Raw genomic sequence first — 21,547 nt, 5'->3', positions numbered from 1 at the left:
GATATCCCTAAGCTTTCTACACCAGTTAAATCTTTAATTTAGAAAAACAAGCAAAAAATCTAGGATATACTTTGCTAAAAATGTGAAAATTTAGCAGATTGATTGATTTGTTTCCTAGAAGAACCTTAATGCTTAATTATTCTTGCCCCATATATCCATGTTATATTGTTTACAATATTCAAACATATCTACTGTGTTAGGGTGGTGTATGCCAAATTCCTTTATTTGGGGCTTACCAAAAAATTTATAATTGTATAAGTCTTTGCTTTTACAGGCAGCTTTTGCTCCTTTATTATATAATTCACTTACTTGAGCAATATTTTTACTTTTCTCTTTATATAAGTAATGATATATTGTAAATACCTGTTTGTAGGATTCAATTGCTTGTTTAATATTACCTTGAGCAAGCAAAATGTCCCCTTGTACCACATAACTTATTGCTAAATTTTCAGTTTTGTTATATTCATTTGTTGAAAGTATAGCTATAGCTTTATTAATGTGTTTGAAAGCTTTATCTATTTTACCTAGACCTAACTCACTTTTTGCCATTTGTGTATAAATATCGTTAAACACATAGTGTCCTTTTTGTGTAGATTTATGTATGTCATATAATTGTCTAATTTGAGCGTATGCTTCTTGATATCTACCAAGATAATTTAGTATTTCTGCTTTACTTAAATAATCGCCAGTAAGATATATGCTATTATAGGGTACTCCATCTTTTATTTCACACTCAATACTTTTATTGTAATAATATAAAGACTCACTATATCTACCTTGCAGAAAATATATATAGCCTTTTAAAGGATACATAACATGATATCCATTAATTCCTTGTAATTGCTTCATTTGGTCTATGTATTGTTCAGCGAGTTCAATATTACCTAAAGATGCGTAAGATCCTGCTATCTGTGAAATAGAATGAAATCGCAAATAAGTATAATCATCATTAAGTCCATCTATAATCTTTAATGATCTAGTGCTATACAAAATAGTCCTGTCATAATCTCTCAGTAAAATATTATATGTTCCTACTGTATTCAAGTATTTAGCATAACTATATTTTTGATATTCAGACATTTTATATAGTTTAAATTCTTTATTATTATCTTTCTGTTCAAACCAATCGACCATTTGTTTTGCTTCATGACAATTATGAGAATTTATATACAAAGACAATAATGATACTCTCAAATCAAGCATTGCATATAGGTCTATATTGTACTTTTCAGAATTATTTAACATAATTGCTAAATTTTCTGGTACAGTCTGAGTACTTCTCCACAAATATTCTGAGTAAGTTATTTTCGATTTAGGTAGCTTAGCAATAATATTTTCTAAATATATTCTATTATTTTCATCACCATTTAGTTCCATGATTTTGTTGCTAACTATATCATGCATTTCAAAAATAGGATTATCCTTGTTAGGATCAATATTACTGATTAGCATAAATTTAGATAATTGATATATATCATCATCTAAAGTATTTGTATTATCAGTAATGATGGTAAGCATCTGTTTTGAAAAACCTTGGTTATTTAATAAAGCTATTTTATTCAATAACTTTATTGCACTTGGTGTTAATTCTTGAATAGCCATATTAATATTCGTTGCTATTTTATCAGTCGATTGATAAATTTTCTTTTTATATTCCTCTTTATCTAAACCTTTAATTTTGTTAAGTAATTGAGTTCCTTGCACTATCAATATTGGATAACCACTAAAAGATTGCGTTAAAAATTCAACGCTATTGTTATCTTTATTATCCAATAAGTTATTAGCTAAAACTATAATAGTAGGTCTATCAAGTATGGGCATTGCTATAATATTAGGTAACTTTTCATTATCTTGCGAACAAAATACGACCTGACCATTATGCTCCCAATCAATTAAATCTTGTACTTTCTTATTTTCATTAACTTTTAAATTATCAAACACTAATAACCATTTATTAGTAGCAGTTAAATATGATATTACTTCTTTTTTTGCTAAAGCAACTTTTTCAGATATATTAGTTTGTTTAACCATATTAAGTTGTTTTGCTAATTTAACAAATTGTTCATCAAAATCAAGGTTACAATCAAAAAACCAAATAAGATCATAATTATTTTTATTCTCATAACCATACATCCTAATCAGTTGAGTTTTACCTATACCACTAGTACCAACTATACTTGCTTGTCTATATTTATTTAAATATTCATCAAGAATTTTAAGTTGTTGCTCATGATTGACAAAATAACTAACTGGAGTGATTAAATTAGATACTTGTTCTTGAGCAAAAGTTCTAGTATTAATGATTAATAATATGATTGATATTAGAAAATTTTTCATATAATGAAACTGTTGAAAAATAAATTATCCGGCTTATAGACAAGAAATCAAGCAATTTACCCTATAGCCCTGATGGAATTCGCTGGCTTACAAACTTATACTTATCATACCATCGACTTCTAAAGAGCCATTGCTACATTCAGTTTTTTCGTAAGCTCAGGTTCGTCTTATTTACCATCAATATTATCATTTTTCGCATATTCCGGATTGGAATTTGTTAAACTTTTATTACCTATAATGTCATTTCATCAATTATTTGGAGCAGTTTTTTAACTACAAACTTTACTCTCGGTATAATCATTACCTGAACTGAGTACTGCAAATACTACCCTTTCTAGCTTATTAGCTACCGCGATAACTGTTTTATAACCGTTTTTCTCAGATAAATTAAACATCCACTCAGTAAAACTTATTAATATCGGGGTAAAAGATAACCATTGAAAAAAAGCTATTATCTGATCCGATAAAATTTGGTAAACCTTTAAAACATAGCTTCAAAGGTTGCCGCTCCCTCAGAATTGGTGATTATAGAGTGATTTATCAAATAGTAGATACAGCAATTAATATACTAGTAATTCAACACCGCAAAGATTGTTATAATAATTCATAACAACAAAACTACTATACCCCAATATCCTCAAACTTACAGGTTATCGCGTTTATAGACTTACTTTGTCTATTTAAGGGGCTTAAATTATCTCTTTATTAATCCTTTTCAAGCAAATTTTTTCCGTCACTGTTTTTAATTTTTTAACTCTATCAATATAGGTAAAGTAGCTGTTCTTTAGTTATTCTATAATCTTTGTTATAGCGAGCCTCAACATAAGCCTGTTCAAGTAATCTAAAACATTGCCTTTGCTCAACGCTAGAATGAGGAAATATCTGCCATAATTCTTCATTGTAATTTCCGGCTATACTACCTAATTTTCTTATATCGTGTAGTTTAGGTTTATAGCCAGAAAAAACTAACAGGATAGCATTATAAAAACTTTCGGTAGTTTGGTGTAACTCAAAAGCAGACAAAGCAAAATCTTTTCTTGTTAGTTGATATTTACAAGCAAGAAAAAAACCTTTGCCTCTTGCAAACCAGTATTCATAATCTTCTTTAGCTATTTGTCTTTGTTCTTGCCATGGTAAATTTTTGGCTTCCGCCAGCTGAAATTCACCACTATCATATAAAAGAATACCTTCTTTTTTTATATCGGAAAAGAAATAATGCCCCTTTTCCAACTGACTATTTACCGTCTTGATTGATTCTATCACCAAAGTTACCCATAACTCAAAAGGACTTCTTAATGATTTTTTTTCTAACCTTTTTTCTATTTTATCTTCTATTGCTAACCCGGCAAGACCGGCATGTTTGCCTTTCTTCATCACCAACATAATATCGAGATCACTTTGATAGCTGTAGGTAATGTGACCTTTTTTATACTCATCTTGTACCCAATCGCCTCTAGCATAAGAGCCAAATAAAATAATCATCGCAATCTTGTGCTTTGATACAGCGAGAATTTCTTTGACGATATTATCAAGTCTTTCTTGAATTATCAGGGAGCGTTCAGGTAAAACAGTTTTCATATATTTGTAATGCAGCTATCTATAATGTAGATTACTACAATCGGCATAAATATTGCAAAAAGAATTTTGCAAATTCACCTATATACAAGAAATCTTTTCTATAATATTTAAGATTTCATTTGAGTACCGTGATATTGTTGCAAGCAAAACATGATATTTCTTGGTGCAATAGATACCTTTTTAATTGCATCAATATTATTTACTATTTTAAAAAAGATGAATATTTTTAAAATTATACCTCCAGTTTTTTGTTGTGACTTTCTAGAGTCTCAATTAACAGCTCTTCTACTTGATAACTAATATTTGCATTTTCAAAATCTGTGAAATCTATTATTATTTTGCTTGTAATTTTATTATTAGACTCTAGAAGTCCCACCAGTGTTATTGCTCCATTGTCAGTAATATTGTTATAGCTAAGGTTTATTTGGCTGATGGTTCTATTAGTTTCCAAAGCCTTAACAAGCTGGACAATATTCAAACTACTAACTTGGTACTCAAGATTTTCTGCTACCTTAGTATGGCAAGCCGTTATTAACTCTACAATCTTGGCATGATCAGGTAATTCAGATTTACAGACACTGGCAAAGAATTTCACATATTCATATTGCTGCTGTAAGCAATAACCATAGCCTTGTATCTGATGCTGAAGCTGAACATTACCCGGTTCAGCATATTATAAAAAATTTGTGGGAATATAAAATTTGGCGGGAATAAAATATGATGTAAATTGTAATTTTTTATGATATAATAACTCCCCTACAATACAGCTACCTTGGAACTTAGGTAGCCGAGTTGGTAGAGATAATCTGAAAAACCTAATAAACCGGATTCCTAGTAATGTTAGAGAGCTAAAATACATCATCTATGTTAATAGTCAGGACAACCTAAGAATAGTAAAGATTTAAGCCAAAGCCTAACCTCGCTCGCAGTTATTATATGCAATTTCGCTTCCTCTACCTGATTCGGTATAAAAATCTTATTGCCTAAGTGAAATTTAGCGATATCCGGTAAATGATCACTATTACTTGCGTAAACATTTTTCATGATTGTTCTAAGATTATCGATATCTTTTGACTTGTTAAATTTTACAACAATTTTTCACATATAATCCCCTGTAGTATCAGTATTGTAAGGGAGTTATTATATCCTAAAAATCACAATTTGCATCATATTTTATTCCCGCCAAATTTTATATTCCCACAAATTTTTTATAAATACACTTTACATATCAAAATATATCATATATTTTATATAAAGCATATAACTTTAATAATAGAATAGGACTGTGTAAGTCTAAAAAAATGTCATTGAGAGAAGATGAGGCAATCCTGTTTTGTGTCATACCTGCAAAAGCAGGTATCTAAATTCCCGCCGTTGCTAAGAATGACAACTTACAATTGCTTCGTTGTCACAAAGCGGCTTCTTGCTAATAGACGGAGTAATATTAGTTGGGTTAGCTATATGACATAAAAGACTATGCTAATGTCGGCGATACAGATCGAATAACAGTACTTTATTGATAACTACTAACTACTAATCACTTTTGACCTAAATAAAAGAGAGGAAAAAATGCCATTAGACAAAACTATTATACAACAAATAACAACTAACTCTATTACTACTCTTAACCTTGAGCAGCAGATAGGAGATGAAGAAGCAAAGGAACTAGCCGAAGCCTTAAAGAATAATAAATCTATTACTCATCTTTACCTTCAAAATAACCAGATAGGAGAGGCAGGAGTGAAAGCTCTAGCAAAAGCCTTAAAAGATAATAAATATATTACTACTCTTAACCTTAATAATAACCAGATAGGAGATGCAGGAGCGAAAGGTCTAGGAGAAGCCTTAAAGGATAATAAATCTATTACTACTCTTCATCTTCGAAATAACCAGATAGGAGATGCAGGAGCAAAAGGTCTAGGAGAAGCCTTAAAGGATAATAAATCTATTACTACTCTTAACCTTTGGGGTAACCAGATAGGAGATGCAGGAGCGAAAGGTCTAGGAGAAGCCTTAAAGGATAATAAATCTATTACTACTCTTCATCTTGAACGAAACCAAATAGGAGAGGCAGGAGCGAAATCGCTAGGAGAAGGCTTAAAGGATAATAAATCTATTACTACTCTTCATCTTGAACAAAACCAAATAGGAGAGGCAGGAGCGAAATCGCTAGGAAAAGGCTTAAAGGATAATAAATCTATTACTACTCTTCATCTTGAACAAAACCAAATAGGAGATGCAGGAGCGAAAGGTCTAGCAGAAGCCTTAAAGGATAATCAATCTATTACTAATCTTCATCTTGAACGAAACCAAATAGGAGAGGCAGGAGCGAAATCGCTAGGAGAAGTCTTAAAGGATAATAAATCTATTACTACTCTTTACCTTTGGGGTAACCAGATAGGAGATGCAGGAGCAAAAGGTCTAGGAGAAGCCTTAAAGGATAATAAATCTATTACTAATCTTCAGCTTCAGAGTAACCAGATAGGAGATGCAGGAGCGAAAGAACTAGCAGAAGCCTTAAAGGATAATAAATCTATTACTAATCTTTCCCTTTATGTTAACCAAATAGGAGATGCAGGAGCGAAAGGTCTAGCAGAAGCCTTAAAGATTAATCCCTATATTACTTATCTTTCCCTTGATAATAACCATATAGGAAATATTATAGCACAGGAGATAGAAACAGAATTACAGATTAATAGAGATCCTACTAAAAAAGCCGCTAAGATACTAAAACAGCAACAACAAGCAGAGGTAGATGAAAAAGCCAGACAAGAAGCTGAGAGACTTGAGCAAGAGGCAAAGCTTAGAGAGCAAGAGGAAGCTAAGGCAATAGAAGAAGCAGCTAAATTAAAAGCCATAGAGGAGGCAAAAGTAAAAGAATATATACTAGATATACCGGTTGTGAAATTATTTGAGGTAGCAGATGGGAATAATCAGTTTGATAATGATGATCAGGCTACTATCAAGCAAGTATCGAATCTAATCCGAGATGGTAACGACCGCCTGCAGGAACATGGTAAGAATGGGATATTGCTGCTTGGTAATACCGGAGCTGGCAAGACTACACTCGCTCATGTGTTTAGTGGCAGGGAGCTACAGGCGATTTTTGATGATGAAACTAACGAGATGGTTATTGAAGCAAAGCAACCATTTAATGATATTGTCATTGGTCATAAAATGGCTTCCGAGACTAAAATTCCTAATAAATGTTTTGCTAAAGATAAAAACCTAATCATTTGGGATTGCCCTGGCTTTAATGACACTGATCCTGTTCAGGAAATTGCTAACAGCTTCTATATTAAAAGGCTCTTTGAAACTACAGAACAGCTAAAATTTGTGTTGGTGGTAGATGAATCATATTTAAGGAGTAATAGAGGTAGTGATTTCCTTGAAACGTTATCTAATTTTATAAAAAGTTTTAATAATATTGAATTTATAAAGGGCAGCATATCTTTAGTATTTACTCATGTACCACCAAACAAAAATATTCAGCATATTAAAAACTCTATAGATAAAATATTAAAAGATAATCAAGGGGCAACAGAGGGGCATAAGGCACTGATTAATAAGCTCAAAGATAATGGCTCAATACATCTATTCTATAAACCAACTGACGAAGGTGAGTTAGCTGTACCTGACTTACTTGCGGCAATAGACACATCATCCAAATATTCTGACGCTAAAGGTGATATGGTCAATATAGCTATTTCTAAGAAAGCTATGGAGTGTTCATCTCATCTGTTAAATACTGCCAGTAATAATTTTAATCAACTATTAGAGGTGATAGTTAAATCTATTGGTAATGCAACTAAATGCTCAGATGCTAATTCACTCAATGCATTTTCTGAGAATTATCATCTTGTCAAAGATTGGATTCCATCATCAATTCATTACAATAACCTACTGCAAAGGCATAATAAAGATGAATATTTTCTAGAGCTGGACTTATTATCAAAGTTACAGAAAGTACTTAACTGTGAGCAAATAGTAAGCATACCAAATGCCATAATAATCTTGCAGCAAGCATTAGAGATTTTTGCTGAATATGCTGAACCGGGTAATGTTCAACTTCAGCATCAAATCCAAAGCTATGGTTATTGCTTACAGCAGCAATATGAATATGTGAAATTCTTTGCCAGTGTCTGTGGAGTTGAGTTACCTGATCATGCAAAGATTGCAGCAGAGTTAATAACGGCTTGCCATAATAAGGTAGCAGAAAATCTTGAGTACCAAGTTAGCAGTTTGCATATTGATGAGGAAAAACTTGACCAAGTTTATTATCATAAAGCTATAAAGTATCTAGAGGATTATCCGGACTCTCCTGCCTGCAAGAATCTTAAGGCTATAGCCTATAGTTGCTTAGCTAATATCGTTGAGCAGAATGCTGAAGAAGGAGCATTGGCTTACTATGTAAAAGCTATCGAAGCCAATAGCCATTTACCAAAGATATATGAAAAACTTGGTCAGCTATTTTTTAATAAAGGTGAATATGCTAAGGCGATTAACTGCTATAAAGTAATTAATAATGCGGTTAGGATAAAAGAATGTTTTAAAGCATGGCTAAAACAAGATGCAGAGAATCCTGATATAATGCTAAAGCAGGCTGAGTATTTTGAATCTGTAGGGTTATTTGAGCAAGCTAAAAAATATTATTTCAACGCATCTAGCATAAGTCAGGATGATAATTTTAAAGCTGCGGCTTACAATAAAATTAGTAATATTATGGTTAATGCTGCTGCTCAAGGGCAAGATTTTACCACCAAAGCACAGGAACACAATTTTTACAATTATGAGCTGGTAAATGAAGAATTTACCAACAATTTACTTGGCGACTCAGGTTTAGAATGTGATTTGTAATGCTAAAAGATTGCAAAGCAGTTTTGCTGCAATTATACGTTTTACCAAGTCCGTTGGGTTTTTTAATTCGTAATGGTAGCTATGAGAAGACAGTAATTGATGATGATAATCGTAAGTTGACAGTAGAAGTACCAAGAGATCAAGAAGGTTTGATTTCAATATTGATAAAAAATAGTATTATTAGCAAAAATTTTACTAATAATCTATTAGTGGATAATAAAACAGGTGTATAATGGTATTATAGTTAGTAGAAAATCGTAAAAACAATGACAGAAAAAAAGAGTAAAAATAATATTAATTATCAACCAAAGATGTTAGTGGGTAGTGATGACTTCTATGATCTGCTCATTAATAGCGATATATTCGTTGATAAAAGTTTAATGATCAAAGAGTTATTAGAAGATAGCGGTAAGGTTATCCTAATCACTCGGCCAAGACGTTGGGGTAAAAGCCTTAATATGGACATGCTTTGCAAGTTCTTGGAAATTGAAGTGGACGAGAGAGGTAAGCCTTTAGCTCAAGAAAAGAGAGTAAATAATAAATTATTTATCGGTGGTGAAATTGATTTAGGAGTAGCTAGTGGTAAAAAAAGACTACTTAAACCACTTCAGATAACACAGTATTCAGACATTATCTCTGACTACCAAGGTCAATTTCCAGTAATATACATAAATTTTAAAGAAGTGAAGGGGAGCGATTATAATGAAATTATTAGTAGTATTATAGATCAAATAATAGAACTATTTGAAAAATTTCATTATTTAGAACAATATCTTCAAGAAGATAATACATTTCTCAGTATTTCACAAAAAATAATACTAAGAAATTATCTAAGTGGTGATATTAATATAGGCTATTTAAAAAACAGCTTGAAGTTTTTAAGTCAGATTTTATATAAGCATTTTAAACAAAAAGTATACATATTAATAGATGAATATGATACACCAATTAATAGTGCATATTTAGAATTTGGTCACAAAGCAAAAGAATTTGAACGAATTCTTAAGGTGTTTAGAGGAATGTTTGGCAGCAGCCTAAAAGGTAATACTTGTGTAGAAAAAGGAGTAATTACTGGGATATTACGAATAGCTAAGGCTAATTTGTTCTCAGATTTGAATAATGTTACAGAATATACCTTACTTGATGATGATTTCTCTAAGTTCTATGGCTTCACCCAAGCAGAAGTTGATAAGTTACTAACCATCGTTCCAACTGAAACGAATCCTGAAGAAATTAAAAATTGGTATAATGGTTACACCTTTGGTGGAGAGGTCATTTACAATCCATGGTCAATCATGCAATGTTTAGCACACAAAGGTAAGCTCGATCATTATTGGCTAGATAGTGGAGGCACAGGTCTTGTGGATAAAGCATTATTGTCAGACGAAATGCAGGAAGATTTACAGAGCTTAGCTGCTGGAAAAAGTATTATCTCACCTATTACCAAACAAATAAGCTTTGCTGATATTAACAAACCAGTAGGATTGCTCAGTTTATTACTGTTCAGCGGTTATTTAAATCCTACGGTTCAAAATTCAGAAGAAAATATTTATGAATTGTAAGCACCAAATCGGGAAGTAAGGCACATATATAAGGCACGGATGCTACAATGGGTAACTGATCAGTTAAAAATTGATAGTTCTAGATATTACTCTTTTATTAACTTATTACCAGCAGGTAAAGTAGAGGAATTTAAAGAGCGTTTACAAGAATTGTTGCTAAATTCTACAAGTTTTCATCAAACAGGAGAGAAAAAGGCAGAATTATTTTATAGTGGCTTTATGCTAGGACTTATTAACATGTTATCACCTAGTTATATAATAGCAAGTGAACAGGAGTCAGGAAGTGGTAGAGCTGATATTATCATGATCCCCAAAGCTGGTAGAGAAGATAAAGCAATTATTATTGAGTATAAGATTGCTAAAAATGCAGAAGATTTGCTTTCAGTAGCCAAAATGGGCTTAAAGCAAATTATAGATAAACAATATGACACTAAGATAAGAGAACACAAACATGTCAAAAAGATCATTAAAATCTCTATGACCTTTTGTGGCAAAAAAGTAGTACTAGAATACCAAATTGATTAAGAAAAATATTACATACATAAATTCTTTACCCCTATGATTAAAATTTACTCTTTAGTTAGGTTATTTGGGGCTAACTATAAAAGCCTTGTTAAAGGCAGAGTTTTGTTATAATTAGCCTTTAAAGGGATTTGCAAAAGTTCTAACCTAAACTGGTAAAAAGTTCGCAACGTACACCATGCAGCCCGCCATTTGGTACAAGTGTTTGTTTTTTCAAAAATATCGAACGGGAAACGTAGAGAGGTCTCAAGTTTTTTGCCCCTTAGTTTGAGGTTCTGAAATACGAAATTTATCATTTTGCGTTTTTGAGGCATTTCAGAACCTTTAAAAGTTTCATAGGCCTCAGATGCTAGAGTTATTAGCGTTGTAGCGGTATCAGTAAATTTATCGTCTGCTTCATCATAAGTTTTTAGTAAACGATCAATTTCATATTGGCGATCTTTTAATTGTTGTTTTTTTCTTTGAAATTCTTCTGTGCTAAGTTCTCCATTGAGTCGTAAATCTATTAATGAATTTAATCTATTTTCATTTTCGGTATGTTCTTTCTTTAATGAAGCTGTTGTTTGGTCATGTTCAGCTTTTTTTAGCTCATTAGTATTTTTTAAGTATGATAGGGTCTCTTTTGTTATAATTGCTTGGTAACCATGTGACCACATCTCTCCTTTTACTCTCATTTCACCGTAATAAAATGGTTGTTGTATTAAACGATGTATAACAGTTTTATTTAGGTGACAATTCTTTTTACTTCTTAAGCCTAATTCTTTAGCCATGTTTACCATAGACCTAAGAGTATAGACCCACAACTGTCGAAAGTTCGAATGGGATCATATTTTCAGCTCCACCAAGTTTGGATTACCGCCATAAAAAAGTACAATATCTTTAATTGGTAACCTAGCTGACTCAAATTTCTTTCATCTAAAATCTCGGTTAATTCTTGACTATCGAGTAGAACCACTTCAAACCTGATTGTTTCTATATACAATACTGAATTAGATGTAACAAGTTACATCTAATTCAGGTTATAACATATAAATAAGCTAGCACTAATAGTTATTATCTTAAATATCTACTAATTCTTGATAGGATACTTCTAAAACCTCATAAGATTTTGAACCTTTAGGAGTAGTTACTTCTACTATATCTCCAACCCCTTTACCGATGAGAGCCTTAGCAATTGGCGATACTATGGATACCCTCTTTTTGGTTATATCTGCTTCATACTCTCCAACAATATGATATATAACTATTTCCTCTGTTTCATCATCGATCAACTTAACTAACGCCCCAAATTTTATGGTATCACCGGAGAGTTTTGAGGTATCAATAATTTTAGCTCTTGCTATTTTATCTTCAAGATCCACAATGCGACCTTCAATAAAACTTTGTTTTTCCCGTGCTGCATGGTATTCTGCATTCTCAGATAAATCTCCAAAATCTCTAGCTGTTGCTATAGCTTCAATTACTTTTGGTCGTTCTATGTGTTTAAGATGTTTAATTTCTTTTTCTAAACTATCAAACCCTTTATGTGTAATAGGAAAATCTGCCATAATAATATGTCTTGTCTAAGTTAAGTTTTCTAGTATATTTGTTGTGTCAAACTTTGTCAAATAGGCCTTTTAGGTTATTATGCAAACTAAACTCTTTAATTTTGAAATACAACGTAAAACTTTCCATTTATACAGCTTGATTATACCACTTTTTTATTTATTTTCATCTAAATTAGTTGTTACTACACTATTATTTCTACTTATAATATGTGTATTATATATAGATATTACAAGGCATTATAATTTATATGTTAAGAAATTTACAGATAAATTTCTTGGAAAGTTTATGAGACCTGAAGAACAGAGTGGTTTATTCAGACTAAGTGGTAGCAGTTTTATGGTGGTTGGGTTTTTCTTAACTGCTCTTTTATTTTCAAAAGGTTTAGCGATTTCATCTTGGCTTATATTGATAATAGCTGATTGTCTTGCTGCGTTAGTGGGTACAAAAATAGGTACGCCTCTAAAAAATGGCAAATCATTGGAAGGTTCCATTGCCTTTCTAATTTCTGCAATTTTTATTAGCATATTAGTGTATTTTTTCATCGGCTATCACACTAGTTTTACTGTTATCATAATTAGTTCTATAGTTGCTACTATTAGTGAATTCTACTCAAAAGAGGTATCAATAAACGATAATTTATTAATACCTCTTAGCTACTGTTTCTCTACAATCATATTCACCTTTATTTTAAGTTTATGAGAATTCCATTAGAATTTTATGAACTTCTTAGAACTCGGATTAATTTATCAGATGTTGTTAGACAAAAAGTAGTCTTAACTAAGAAATCTGGAAATTACTTGGGATTATGTCCTTTCCATGTTGAAAAATCTCCATCATTCACTGTAAACGACGCCAAGAAGTTTTATTATTGCTTTGGCTGTGCTGTTCACGGGGATGTTATAAAGTTTGTTTCCAACTTTAGCGGTTTATCTTATAAGGAAGCAGCCATTAAACTTGCTAATGATTATGGCATTGAATTGCCTAAATTAACAGCAGCACAACAGAAACTCTATGAAGAATCGGATGAACTATTTGATATCTTAGAGATGGCTGAAAGATTTTTTACATCACAATTGTCACAAGAAGTATGTAGCTACTTACATGACCGCGGTATTAGTAAAGAAGCAATTAAGGAATTCTCCATCGGTTTTGCTCCTCCAGCTAAAGCATTACAGAAATTTTTTGAAAAAAAATCAATATCTTTGAAAAAACTTCAAAAAGCAGGCTTAGTGGGCAAGCGAGATGATGGTACAATATATGAGATATTTTATAATCGGATAATCTTTCCGATTAAAAATGTTTATAATAAAGTAGTTGGTTTTGGGGGGCGAGTGCTTAGTGAGGGGTTACCTAAATATTTAAATTCTCCGGAAACCATATTATTTCAAAAAAATGAAACATTATATGGGGAGAATAATGCAATTAGTGTTGCCTATAAGAAAAATCATTCAATCTTAGTTGAAGGGTACTTGGATGTTATTGCCTTGCACCAGGCTGGTTTTAAAGAAGCAATGGCAAGTCTTGGTACTTCGGTTACAGAGAATCACCTACAAAAATTATGGCGTGCCGGAGATGAAATAGTACTTTGTTTAGATGGTGATATAGCAGGAATAAAAGCCACCCATCGGGTAATTAATCTAGTACTACCTCTGATAAATGGCAATAAGAAAATTTCCTTTGTGGTGTTACCTAGCGGAAGTGACCCTGATGATATTATAAATAAAGATGGTGCAGGAAGTTTTACACAAATTTTTGATAAAAGAATTAATCTATCTGAAATGATTTGGCGTTCCGAATATGAAGGTAAGACTTTCTCAACTCCAGAAGACAAAGCTATTTTGGAAAAAAATCTTGGAGATTATTGTAAACAAATAAAGGATAAACTACTTAGCAATAATTATTATCGATATTTTAAAGATCAGATATGGCAAAATTTAATTAAACGGCAAAATAAAGTAACTATAACAAGTTCAAATATTACATCTACCACTCCTAACTATTCAGAAATCGAAATATTAGAACAAGCTTTTTGTATAATATTGGTTAAATTTCCTGAAATGACCAAAAAGCAAGAAATAAAGGATTTCTTATTAACGTTAAATTTCCAAAATAAAATGCTTGAAGCTTTTCGTGATTGGTATTTTGCAGAAATTATTAGCAACGATATATTAGATCAGGAAAATATTATTGGTTTGGCAGAAAAAACTGGATTTTATGACACTTTTTCAGTATTGTCAAAATCCAATAATCTATTTCTAGATTTGTCATTTAATAAGGATGATATCGATTCTGACTTACTTTGGCAATGGTTGCATAAAAAACATCACCTAGTGCTATTAAAACAAGAATATACCTCAATTATTCAAAATGGCTCAGATGAAGAGCTAAAAAAAGCTATATTATATCGAGAAGAAATTTTGAAAATCTCTAAAGAGATTTATAATCTAAACGAATCTTTTACTAATTGACCCAAGGTTTATAAATTATGACAGAAGCAAAAGAGAAAATAGATGTAAAAGGTACTGCAGTTGGTACTGCAGTTGATAACCTAGTTAAAACAGCTAAAGAAAAAGGCACTGCAGTCACTTATTATGATCTAAATAAAGTCATTCCAATGACTAATAATATATCAGTAAACGATTTAGAAAAGGTAATATCAAAGTTTTCTGAGGCTGGAGTTGATATTATAGAAGGTGATGATGACGAGATCAAACTTGATATTAATGTAGATGATGAATTTAAACTGTCTAATAATGTTGATCGTGAGCCTGAAGACGAAAGTGAAGAAGAAAATTTAGGTACGACCGATGATCCAGTAAGGTTATATTTACGAGATATGGGAGGAGTTGGACTTTTTTCTCGTGAGACTGAAATAGAAGTAGCCCAAGATATTGAAGAAGGCAAAGAGATAATGGTTAAGTCACTTTGTGAAAATCCAATATCGATGAAATTCTTTATAAAATGGCATGAAGATTTAGTTAATGAAAAAATACTACTCCGAGATTTGATTGATCTAGAAGCTAATATGCTCAACGGGGATGATAGTAATTCTGAAGAAAATCAAAATAATTATATAGAATCAGATCATGAAGAACATGAAGAAGCTAGTAATTTATCAATAGCTACTATTGAGTTACAGTTATTACCTAGTGTTATCAAGCGTATGGAAAAAGTTTCTAAACTTTCTGAAGAGTTGTTAATTGAGGCAAAAAAACATTACACACGTTATCCTCAGCCTAAAGGATTGCATGATAACAAAAAATATACCAAGAATCTACAATTACTAATTATTGAAATTTCTAGTATCCATTTTCACTCTAAAAGGACAGAAGAAATTCTTAATAGAATATATAGTCTAAATAGAGAATTAGTAACTAAAGAAGGGAGCTTCCTTAAATTAGCTGAGAAATATGGCATAAGTCGTCAGAACTTCCTAAATGAATATATGGGAGCAGTAATTGATGAAAGCTGGAAAAGGCAAATGCAAAAAAATAGGCAATCTAATTGGAAAAATTTCCTTGCTAAAGAATCTGATGCTATTGATCAAATGATTAGTGAATTAAAAACCATGGAAATGACTATTGGTTTGCCAATTATTGAATTTAAAAAATTAGTGCATACAATACAAAAGGGTGAAAGACAAGTCCTTAGGGCAAAAAAAGCTATGATAGAGGCTAATCTGCGTCTAGTTATCTCAATTGCTAAAAAATATGCAAATCGTGGATTACAGTTTCTAGATTTAATTCAGGAAGGAAATATTGGGTTAATGAAGGCTGTTGATAAATTTGACTATCGTAGGGGATATAAATTTTCTACTTATGCTACTTGGTGGATTAGGCAAGCTATTACTAGAGCTATAGCTGATCAAGCTAGAACCATACGTATTCCCGTGCATATGATTGAAACGATCAATAAAATTATTCGTACCTCTAGGCAGATGCTTAACGAGCTAGGTTATGAACCGACTCCGGCAGAAATTGCCGCTCGCCTTTCTATGCCAGTTGATAAAGTACGAAAAGTAATGAAAATAGCTAAAGAGCCAATTAGCTTAGAAAATCCAATAGGCGATGATGATGGTAGTTATCTTGGAGACTTTATTGAAGACAAAAATGCTGTATTACCGCTTGACGCAGCAATTCAATCGAATTTACGAGAGGTCACAACTAGAGTTTTAGCAACTCTTACTCCTCGTGAAGAAAGAGTTCTAAGAATGAGATTTGGTATAGGAATGAGTACTGATCATACACTAGAAGAAGTTGGACAACAATTCAACGTTACTAGGGAACGTATTAGGCAAATAGAGTCCAAAGCACTACGCAAATTGAAGCATCCGACTAGATCTAAAAAACTTAGTAGTTTCCGGGGGGGATCTAGAAAGCAAAACAATTCTTCAGATTCTGCTTTTGGAGGATGATTTTCTATAGGTTTTATTTTTACAATGTGAGTGTTGCGAATCGAATAATATATTCTATGAAATTCTCTCGTGCATGTAGTTGTTGTTGGTTGTGAAAGAAATACCGGTGAAAAAAATATGTAGTTAAATTAAAAGCTTGTTTTTTATCATTATTAGTAATTTGGCTATTAGTGGAGGTTAGGAATTGTGGTAAGATTAGAAGCCTGTCTTGATATGGTAACCCCTCTGATAAGCATACAGCTCTTCCAGATTTTGGCGAGACGTAACCTAGATTTTCCCTAGTACCTGTTACCGCACATTTATACAGATCAAGACCATAACCTGATTCTTGAAGTATGGCTAATTCAAATTTAATATATTCCTCAAAAATAAAACTATTTGCTAGACTACTTAAATATTCTACAAAAATTGGAAAAAATTTATTGTGATTTTCTCTTTCATGAAATGCCATCTTAATAAGGCTAATAATTGAATTAAAAGCGTAAAGCTTAATTTTATTAGTTATTAAAAGACCAGCGTAAGATTTTATTAATTCGCATTTAGCCATTCCTAGATGCTCGTGTAATCTAGCTTGCCAAAAAAAATCAACAATATTACCTTGTTGATTTACAGAGCCAAATTTTTTAGATGTTTCTCGTATTACACCGGAATATAAGCCATGATTTTCAGTAAAAACTGTAATAATAGCCGTATTTTCTTTTAGTGGTTTTTTGGCAATTATTATACCTATATCTTTAAAATTCATATTTAAACTTGTTACCTCAGTTTTGGATTAAATTTAAAAATTTTAATCCAAAACTGGCTAGAATATTCAGAAAAATGCATTCTTGAAGCGGCTGGTACGAATGCATTTTAATCTATTATCGCTAATAATCTTATTTTTATACCAATAAAAATAAGATTATTAGCAAATGAAATATTTAACAATCAGGCGTCAAACCGCTTTAAGCCTGATTGTTTACATTCTCATTCCAATTTCGGATTAATGAAATTAATCCGAAATTGAGGTTTGTTGCAATCTCATATGGCTATATGAGTGCGGATCATTTTCCCAAAGCTCACGTACTTTCACAAAAAGGAAAAGGTGAATTTTACAATCAAAAGCTAGCTGCATCTCTATTCTTGCCTTATATCCTATTTCTTTAATTTTACAACCATTTTTTCCTAAAATAATAGTCTTATAAGAATTCTTTGAAACCACTATTACCTGATGAATTTTGATAGACTTATCATTATTCTCCTGCCACATTTCAGTTTGAACAGTTAAATTATAAGGTAATTCTTGGTGGAGATTCAAGAATAATTGTTCCCTAGTTATCTCAGCTGCTAAAAATCGCATAGGTAGGTTAGTAACATCATCTTCTTCGTATAGCCAAGGCGATAGCTCTGCTTGGCTTTGTATGTAACTTAGTAAGTTATTGATATTCTCGCCGTTTAAAACGGATATTTTAAATATATTAGCATCTATGAACTGAGACCTTATAATATTTTCTATTTCTTCTATATATTGAGAAGGAATATCGATCTTATTTAATAAAAACATTAAATTTATTTTAAGATTTTGTAATTTTTTCAATATTTGTAAAGTAAATTGGTCTATAGGTTTCGTACTATCTATTATTAATAAAACTAAATCTACACCATGTAAACTTGACCATGCACACCGTACCATTGCTTTTTCCAGTTGTTTCTTTGGCTCAAATATACCTGGAGTATCTAGTATTATCAGCTGCGTATCTTTTATAGTAACTATTCCAGTTATAATGGAGCGAGTCGTTTGAACTTTATTCGTTACTATGGAGATTTTTTGTCCAATAAGTTTGTTTAATAATGATGATTTACCAGCATTTGGTTTGCCGATTATACATAGAGAAATTGTCTTTTGAGATATTCCCACGGATTAAACCTTACAACTTGTTGAGGTAGTTCATTAATTTACGAGCAGCAACTTTTTCTGCTTCTTTAACTGAATGACCAGTACCAGTTTGTTGGTAGGCTTCCATTTTTACTAATACAGTGAAGATAGATGCGTGTGGTGATCCTTCTCTTTTTATCACTTCATACACGGGTCTTTCAATTCCCTTTCTTTGTGCTAATTCCTGAAGAGTAGTTTTAGGGTCATAATCAGCTAAATCAGTAATAGATATAAACTCATACCACAAATCATATACTATTTTTTGGGTCGTATCAATATTACTATCAAGATAAATGGCAGCAATTAATGCTTCCATAGTATTCTCAATATTATTAGGATTTTGTCTTCCCCCTAATACTTCTTCGCCATGGGTCATAATAATATAGTCTGACAAATTGATTTTTGCAGCTACTTTGCAAAGTGATTCTTTACAGACTAGATATGCTCTAATTTTTGCTAATTTCCCCTCATCATAAGTAGAGAAATTTTTAAATAAAATTTCAGTAATGATAAAATTAATTATTGCATCACCAAGTAATTCTAAACGTTCATAGTTTTTTTGAATTCCATGCTTTAGGGTATGTTGCTTAAGGGAAGGATGACTTAACGCTTCAAGTAAAATATCTTTATTATTAAAATTATATCCTATATCTTGTTCAAGCTTTTCCGGAGCAGAAAGAGCTGATTCTTTACTCGTTATCATTTTGTATTTGTATAAACCTTATCTGTATAGAGGGACATAAATATCCTGTTAAATCTAATAGATGCCAGCCAAGTACCAACACGGAGTATTTGATTAATTATCCCAATATCACTTTGCCATAATTCTTCTTTTGTAGAAAAAATAATAAATTGTCCTTTGGCAATAAAATTCTTAAACGGTACAAATCCTAAATCTATCCTACTATCATTTGATTCATCCCTGTTATCTCCAAGGAAGAAATACTTACCTTCTGGTACATAAAAGCTCTCCGTATTACCATATTTATTTACTAATGAATGATTATTTTGTTTTAATTTATAAGAAAAATAACTTACACCATTAGGTAATATTTCTTTATATTTTATATAATTTTTTCCTTCTTCACTTGTATATGTACCAATTTCAGTGCGTTCTATGGCTTTATCATTTATATATACTACGTCATTGATTAATTGTACTTTATCTCCAGGTAGGCCAATTAGTCTTTTTATAAATCGAATATCCATATTATTTGGTGGGCGAAAAACTATTACATCTCCTCTTTGTGGCTGTGAGGTCCATATTCTTCCATTCAAAATATTGGGACTAAAAGGAAAAGAATAATTACTATATCCATAAGAATATTTTGTTGAAAAAATATAATCATTCTCCAGCACGGTTGCTTTCATTGAACCTGTTGGTACAAAAAAAGGTTCCATGATAAAAAATCTTATCATCAGTGCCAAAAATATTGTAAAGATAAAAGACGTATATTCTTTAATTTGTGTTTTTTTGTTGGTAACCGCAGCTGTTGTTTGCATAATTATTATTTAATAACGAACTAAATTTAGCTTATAATACCTTATTACTATGTTTAAATCCAGCAATTTTTGAATCGCCCCTAGTTCATGTATGGATATACCCTATAATGCAAGAAAAAAATAACGTCAATAGCAAAAAAGCAAATGCAGTCATGTATCCGGCTTATAGCAAAGTGAATTTTATTAATATTTTCAATAATACAGATAAAATATTACTCTACAGCCCTGATGGAATTCGCTGGCTTACAAACTATACTTATCAACTCGTTGCCTTCAAAGAGCTATTGGATAAATCAGTTTTTTTGTAAGCTAAGGTTCGTCTTATTTACCATCATTATCATTTTCTTTCGCATATTCTAGGTTGGAATCTCCTAATATTCTGTTTACCTCTACAATGTTATTTCATTACATCAGTTGGTTAGTTATTTATAGCATGCTCTTTAGCTACAAACTTTACTTTCCACATAATTATCCCCCGACCTGAGTACTGCAAACACTACTCTTGCCAGTTTATTAGCTATGGCAACCACTGTTTTATTATGCCCATTTCGCTCAGATAAATTAAACATCCACTGCGTAAACTTGCTATAATCTTTTTTCTATCTCTGTTATTCTTTTATCATTATCCAAAAATTCCTCTTTCAGTTCACTAAATATTTGGTAACCTAGCTGACTTAAATTTCCTTCATCTAAAATCTCAGTTAATTTTATCACAACCTTATTGATCCCTTGAGGAATAATAAAACCAAATTCATGTAATAATCCTCTAGTTTCATTCGCAAGTGCCGTACGGTTTTTTACCAATCTCTCTCTTACCAGATGAATTGACAAAATATCTTGTTGTTCTATAGTTTTAATTGGTACAAACCTCATATTAGGTCTTGTCACAGCTTCACATATAGCTTCAGTATCAGCTTGATCGTTTTTATTAGTTTTAACATACGGTTTGACAAATTGTGGAGTCATTAGTTTTACTATATGTCCCAATTTAGTTATTTCTCTTGCCCAGTAACTAGCTCCACCGTAAGCTTCCATTCCTACCAAACATTTTGGCGTATTAGCCATAAATGTTAAAACCTGATCTCTCATCAATTTTTTCTTTAATACCGTCTTACCATTTTTATCTACACCATGAATTTGAAAAATTCTTTTTGCAATATCTATACCAATTGTGGTAACTTCCATCTTAGCCTCCTGTTTGTTGTTTTAATATATTGAATATTAACTCTAGAAGATTAGCCACTGCTTTTTATTCTTTATATCAGGAGATCCATACCATTACCTTACGCATGGCATTTAAAAGTCATAGGG

21 protein-coding genes are annotated in these 21,547 nt (G+C 31.6%); 9 read left to right on the top strand and 12 right to left on the bottom strand.

The window, feature by feature from the left end; all coding sequences use genetic code 11:
* Window positions 1-132: 132 nt before the first annotated feature.
* Both AAGD45_RS08465 and AAGD45_RS08460 read right to left on the bottom strand, forming a co-directional pair.
* Window positions 133-2,337 carry a tetratricopeptide repeat protein gene (locus tag AAGD45_RS08465; protein WP_341761438.1) on the bottom strand — a complete coding sequence of 735 codons (2,205 nt, stop codon included), beginning with the start codon at window positions 2,335-2,337 and terminating at the stop codon, window positions 133-135.
* Between the two features lie 269 nt (window positions 2,338-2,606).
* Window positions 2,607-2,732: a hypothetical protein gene (locus AAGD45_RS08460; RefSeq protein ID WP_341761437.1), complete on the bottom strand. Its 126-nt coding sequence runs from the start codon at window positions 2,730-2,732 to the stop codon at window positions 2,607-2,609.
* Window positions 2,733-2,767: 35 nt separating this feature from the next.
* On the opposite strand from AAGD45_RS08460, the gene AAGD45_RS08765 reads away from it, so the two are divergent.
* On the top strand, window positions 2,768-2,947 hold the full coding sequence (locus tag AAGD45_RS08765) for a type II toxin-antitoxin system RelE family toxin (RefSeq protein WP_375331530.1): 180 nt from the start codon (window positions 2,768-2,770) through the stop codon (window positions 2,945-2,947).
* 149 nt (window positions 2,948-3,096) lie between these two features.
* Here AAGD45_RS08765 and AAGD45_RS08455 read toward each other — a convergent pair whose 3' ends face one another.
* Complete coding sequence (locus tag AAGD45_RS08455; RefSeq protein ID WP_341761436.1) at window positions 3,097-3,915, bottom strand: HEPN domain-containing protein; 819 nt, start codon at window positions 3,913-3,915, stop codon at window positions 3,097-3,099.
* A gap of 232 nt (window positions 3,916-4,147) precedes the next feature.
* Window positions 4,148-4,510 (bottom strand): hypothetical protein, encoded by a 363-nt coding sequence (locus AAGD45_RS08450; protein WP_341761435.1) that lies wholly within the window; start codon window positions 4,508-4,510, stop codon window positions 4,148-4,150.
* A 974-nt stretch (window positions 4,511-5,484) separates the two neighbouring features.
* Here AAGD45_RS08450 and AAGD45_RS08445 point away from each other — a divergent pair.
* The 4 genes from AAGD45_RS08445 to AAGD45_RS08430 are packed head-to-tail and all read left to right on the top strand — an operon-like array spanning window position 5,485 to window position 10,859.
* Window positions 5,485-8,772, top strand: a complete 3,288-nt coding sequence (locus tag AAGD45_RS08445) for a hypothetical protein (protein WP_341761434.1) — start codon at window positions 5,485-5,487, stop codon at window positions 8,770-8,772.
* Window positions 8,772-9,005, top strand: a complete 234-nt coding sequence (locus AAGD45_RS08440; protein WP_341761433.1) for a hypothetical protein — start codon at window positions 8,772-8,774, stop codon at window positions 9,003-9,005. Before AAGD45_RS08445 ends, AAGD45_RS08440 begins: the two co-directional genes overlap by 1 nt.
* Before the next feature lie 33 nt (window positions 9,006-9,038).
* Window positions 9,039-10,334 carry an AAA family ATPase gene (locus AAGD45_RS08435; RefSeq protein ID WP_341761432.1) on the top strand — a complete coding sequence of 432 codons (1,296 nt, stop codon included), beginning with the start codon at window positions 9,039-9,041 and terminating at the stop codon, window positions 10,332-10,334.
* 39 nt (window positions 10,335-10,373) lie between these two features.
* The gene (locus AAGD45_RS08430; protein ID WP_341761431.1) at window positions 10,374-10,859 is read left to right on the top strand and encodes a PD-(D/E)XK nuclease domain-containing protein; all 486 of its coding nucleotides are present in this window, start codon (window positions 10,374-10,376) and stop codon (window positions 10,857-10,859) included.
* A 74-nt stretch (window positions 10,860-10,933) separates the two neighbouring features.
* Here AAGD45_RS08430 and AAGD45_RS08425 read toward each other — a convergent pair whose 3' ends face one another.
* Both AAGD45_RS08425 and greA read right to left on the bottom strand, forming a co-directional pair.
* Window positions 10,934-11,626, bottom strand: coding sequence for a hypothetical protein (locus tag AAGD45_RS08425; protein WP_341761430.1), 693 nt, complete (start codon window positions 11,624-11,626; stop codon window positions 10,934-10,936).
* A gap of 288 nt (window positions 11,627-11,914) precedes the next feature.
* Window positions 11,915-12,406 (bottom strand): transcription elongation factor GreA, encoded by a 492-nt coding sequence (gene greA / locus AAGD45_RS08420; RefSeq protein WP_341752303.1) that lies wholly within the window; start codon window positions 12,404-12,406, stop codon window positions 11,915-11,917.
* A 76-nt stretch (window positions 12,407-12,482) separates the two neighbouring features.
* On the opposite strand from greA, the gene AAGD45_RS08415 reads away from it, so the two are divergent.
* The 3 genes from AAGD45_RS08415 to rpoD are packed head-to-tail and all read left to right on the top strand — an operon-like array spanning window position 12,483 to window position 16,818.
* Window positions 12,483-13,103 carry a diacylglycerol/polyprenol kinase family protein gene (locus AAGD45_RS08415; protein ID WP_341761429.1) on the top strand — a complete coding sequence of 207 codons (621 nt, stop codon included), beginning with the start codon at window positions 12,483-12,485 and terminating at the stop codon, window positions 13,101-13,103.
* Window positions 13,100-14,872 (top strand): DNA primase, encoded by a 1,773-nt coding sequence (dnaG, locus tag AAGD45_RS08410; RefSeq protein ID WP_341761428.1) that lies wholly within the window; start codon window positions 13,100-13,102, stop codon window positions 14,870-14,872. The genes AAGD45_RS08415 and dnaG overlap by 4 nt, the downstream gene beginning before the upstream one ends.
* 17 nt (window positions 14,873-14,889) lie before the next feature.
* Entirely contained in the window at window positions 14,890-16,818 is a 1,929-nt protein-coding gene (rpoD, locus tag AAGD45_RS08405) for an RNA polymerase sigma factor RpoD (RefSeq protein WP_341761427.1), read from the top strand.
* Window positions 16,819-16,837: 19 nt separating this feature from the next.
* Here rpoD and recO read toward each other — a convergent pair whose 3' ends face one another.
* The 4 genes from recO to lepB form a co-directional block, all read right to left on the bottom strand.
* Window positions 16,838-17,563: a DNA repair protein RecO gene (gene recO / locus AAGD45_RS08400; RefSeq protein WP_341761426.1), complete on the bottom strand. Its 726-nt coding sequence runs from the start codon at window positions 17,561-17,563 to the stop codon at window positions 16,838-16,840.
* A gap of 246 nt (window positions 17,564-17,809) precedes the next feature.
* Window positions 17,810-18,715, bottom strand: a complete 906-nt coding sequence (gene era, locus AAGD45_RS08395; RefSeq protein ID WP_341761425.1) for a GTPase Era — start codon at window positions 18,713-18,715, stop codon at window positions 17,810-17,812.
* A gap of 10 nt (window positions 18,716-18,725) precedes the next feature.
* Window positions 18,726-19,436, bottom strand: a complete 711-nt coding sequence (gene rnc / locus AAGD45_RS08390) for a ribonuclease III (RefSeq protein ID WP_341761424.1) — start codon at window positions 19,434-19,436, stop codon at window positions 18,726-18,728.
* Complete coding sequence (gene lepB / locus AAGD45_RS08385; RefSeq protein ID WP_341761423.1) at window positions 19,433-20,236, bottom strand: signal peptidase I; 804 nt, start codon at window positions 20,234-20,236, stop codon at window positions 19,433-19,435. The genes rnc and lepB overlap by 4 nt, the downstream gene beginning before the upstream one ends.
* 107 nt (window positions 20,237-20,343) lie before the next feature.
* Between lepB and AAGD45_RS08380 the strand changes: the two genes are divergently transcribed.
* A complete protein-coding gene (locus AAGD45_RS08380) occupies window positions 20,344-20,544 on the top strand; it encodes a hypothetical protein (RefSeq protein ID WP_341761422.1) in 201 nt (66 codons plus the stop codon).
* Between the two features lie 132 nt (window positions 20,545-20,676).
* Here the strand turns inward: AAGD45_RS08380 and AAGD45_RS08375 are convergent, their stop codons facing one another.
* Together AAGD45_RS08375 and AAGD45_RS08370 are read right to left on the bottom strand one after the other, a co-directional pair.
* Window positions 20,677-20,805, bottom strand: a complete 129-nt coding sequence (locus tag AAGD45_RS08375) for a hypothetical protein (RefSeq protein WP_341761421.1) — start codon at window positions 20,803-20,805, stop codon at window positions 20,677-20,679.
* 16 nt (window positions 20,806-20,821) lie between these two features.
* On the bottom strand, window positions 20,822-21,421 hold the full coding sequence (locus AAGD45_RS08370; RefSeq protein ID WP_341761420.1) for an IS110 family transposase: 600 nt from the start codon (window positions 21,419-21,421) through the stop codon (window positions 20,822-20,824).
* Window positions 21,422-21,547 lie beyond the last annotated feature (126 nt).

This window comes from Candidatus Tisiphia endosymbiont of Thecophora atra, from assembly GCF_964026395.1.
In the GTDB taxonomy this organism is placed as follows: domain Bacteria; phylum Pseudomonadota; class Alphaproteobacteria; order Rickettsiales; family Rickettsiaceae; genus Tisiphia.
This window is presented reverse-complemented; position numbering and strand designations above follow the sequence as displayed.

Bases quoted from the DNA above. Each gene is read 5' to 3' on its own strand.
- AAGD45_RS08440 (WP_341761433.1), top strand. From the start codon at position 8,772: ATGCTAAAAGATTGCAAAGCAGTTTTGCTGCAATTATACGTTTTACCA.
- AAGD45_RS08370 (WP_341761420.1), bottom strand. From the start codon at position 21,421: ATGGAAGTTACCACAATTGGTATAGATATTGCAAAAAGAATTTTTCAA.
- rnc (WP_341761424.1), bottom strand. From the start codon at position 19,436: ATGATAACGAGTAAAGAATCAGCTCTTTCTGCTCCGGAAAAGCTTGAA.
- AAGD45_RS08465 (WP_341761438.1), bottom strand. From the start codon at position 2,337: ATGAAAAATTTTCTAATATCAATCATATTATTAATCATTAATACTAGA.
- recO (WP_341761426.1), bottom strand. From the start codon at position 17,563: ATGAATTTTAAAGATATAGGTATAATAATTGCCAAAAAACCACTAAAA.
- AAGD45_RS08455 (WP_341761436.1), bottom strand. From the start codon at position 3,915: ATGAAAACTGTTTTACCTGAACGCTCCCTGATAATTCAAGAAAGACTT.
- AAGD45_RS08425 (WP_341761430.1), bottom strand. From the start codon at position 11,626: ATGGCTAAAGAATTAGGCTTAAGAAGTAAAAAGAATTGTCACCTAAAT.
- AAGD45_RS08380 (WP_341761422.1), top strand. From the start codon at position 20,344: ATGCAAGAAAAAAATAACGTCAATAGCAAAAAAGCAAATGCAGTCATG.
- AAGD45_RS08460 (WP_341761437.1), bottom strand. From the start codon at position 2,732: ATGTTTAATTTATCTGAGAAAAACGGTTATAAAACAGTTATCGCGGTA.
- rpoD (WP_341761427.1), top strand. From the start codon at position 14,890: ATGACAGAAGCAAAAGAGAAAATAGATGTAAAAGGTACTGCAGTTGGT.
- AAGD45_RS08435 (WP_341761432.1), top strand. From the start codon at position 9,039: ATGACAGAAAAAAAGAGTAAAAATAATATTAATTATCAACCAAAGATG.
- lepB (WP_341761423.1), bottom strand. From the start codon at position 20,236: ATGCAAACAACAGCTGCGGTTACCAACAAAAAAACACAAATTAAAGAA.
- dnaG (WP_341761428.1), top strand. From the start codon at position 13,100: ATGAGAATTCCATTAGAATTTTATGAACTTCTTAGAACTCGGATTAAT.
- AAGD45_RS08445 (WP_341761434.1), top strand. From the start codon at position 5,485: ATGCCATTAGACAAAACTATTATACAACAAATAACAACTAACTCTATT.
- AAGD45_RS08375 (WP_341761421.1), bottom strand. From the start codon at position 20,805: ATGTTTAATTTATCTGAGCGAAATGGGCATAATAAAACAGTGGTTGCC.
- AAGD45_RS08430 (WP_341761431.1), top strand. From the start codon at position 10,374: ATGCTACAATGGGTAACTGATCAGTTAAAAATTGATAGTTCTAGATAT.
- AAGD45_RS08415 (WP_341761429.1), top strand. From the start codon at position 12,483: ATGCAAACTAAACTCTTTAATTTTGAAATACAACGTAAAACTTTCCAT.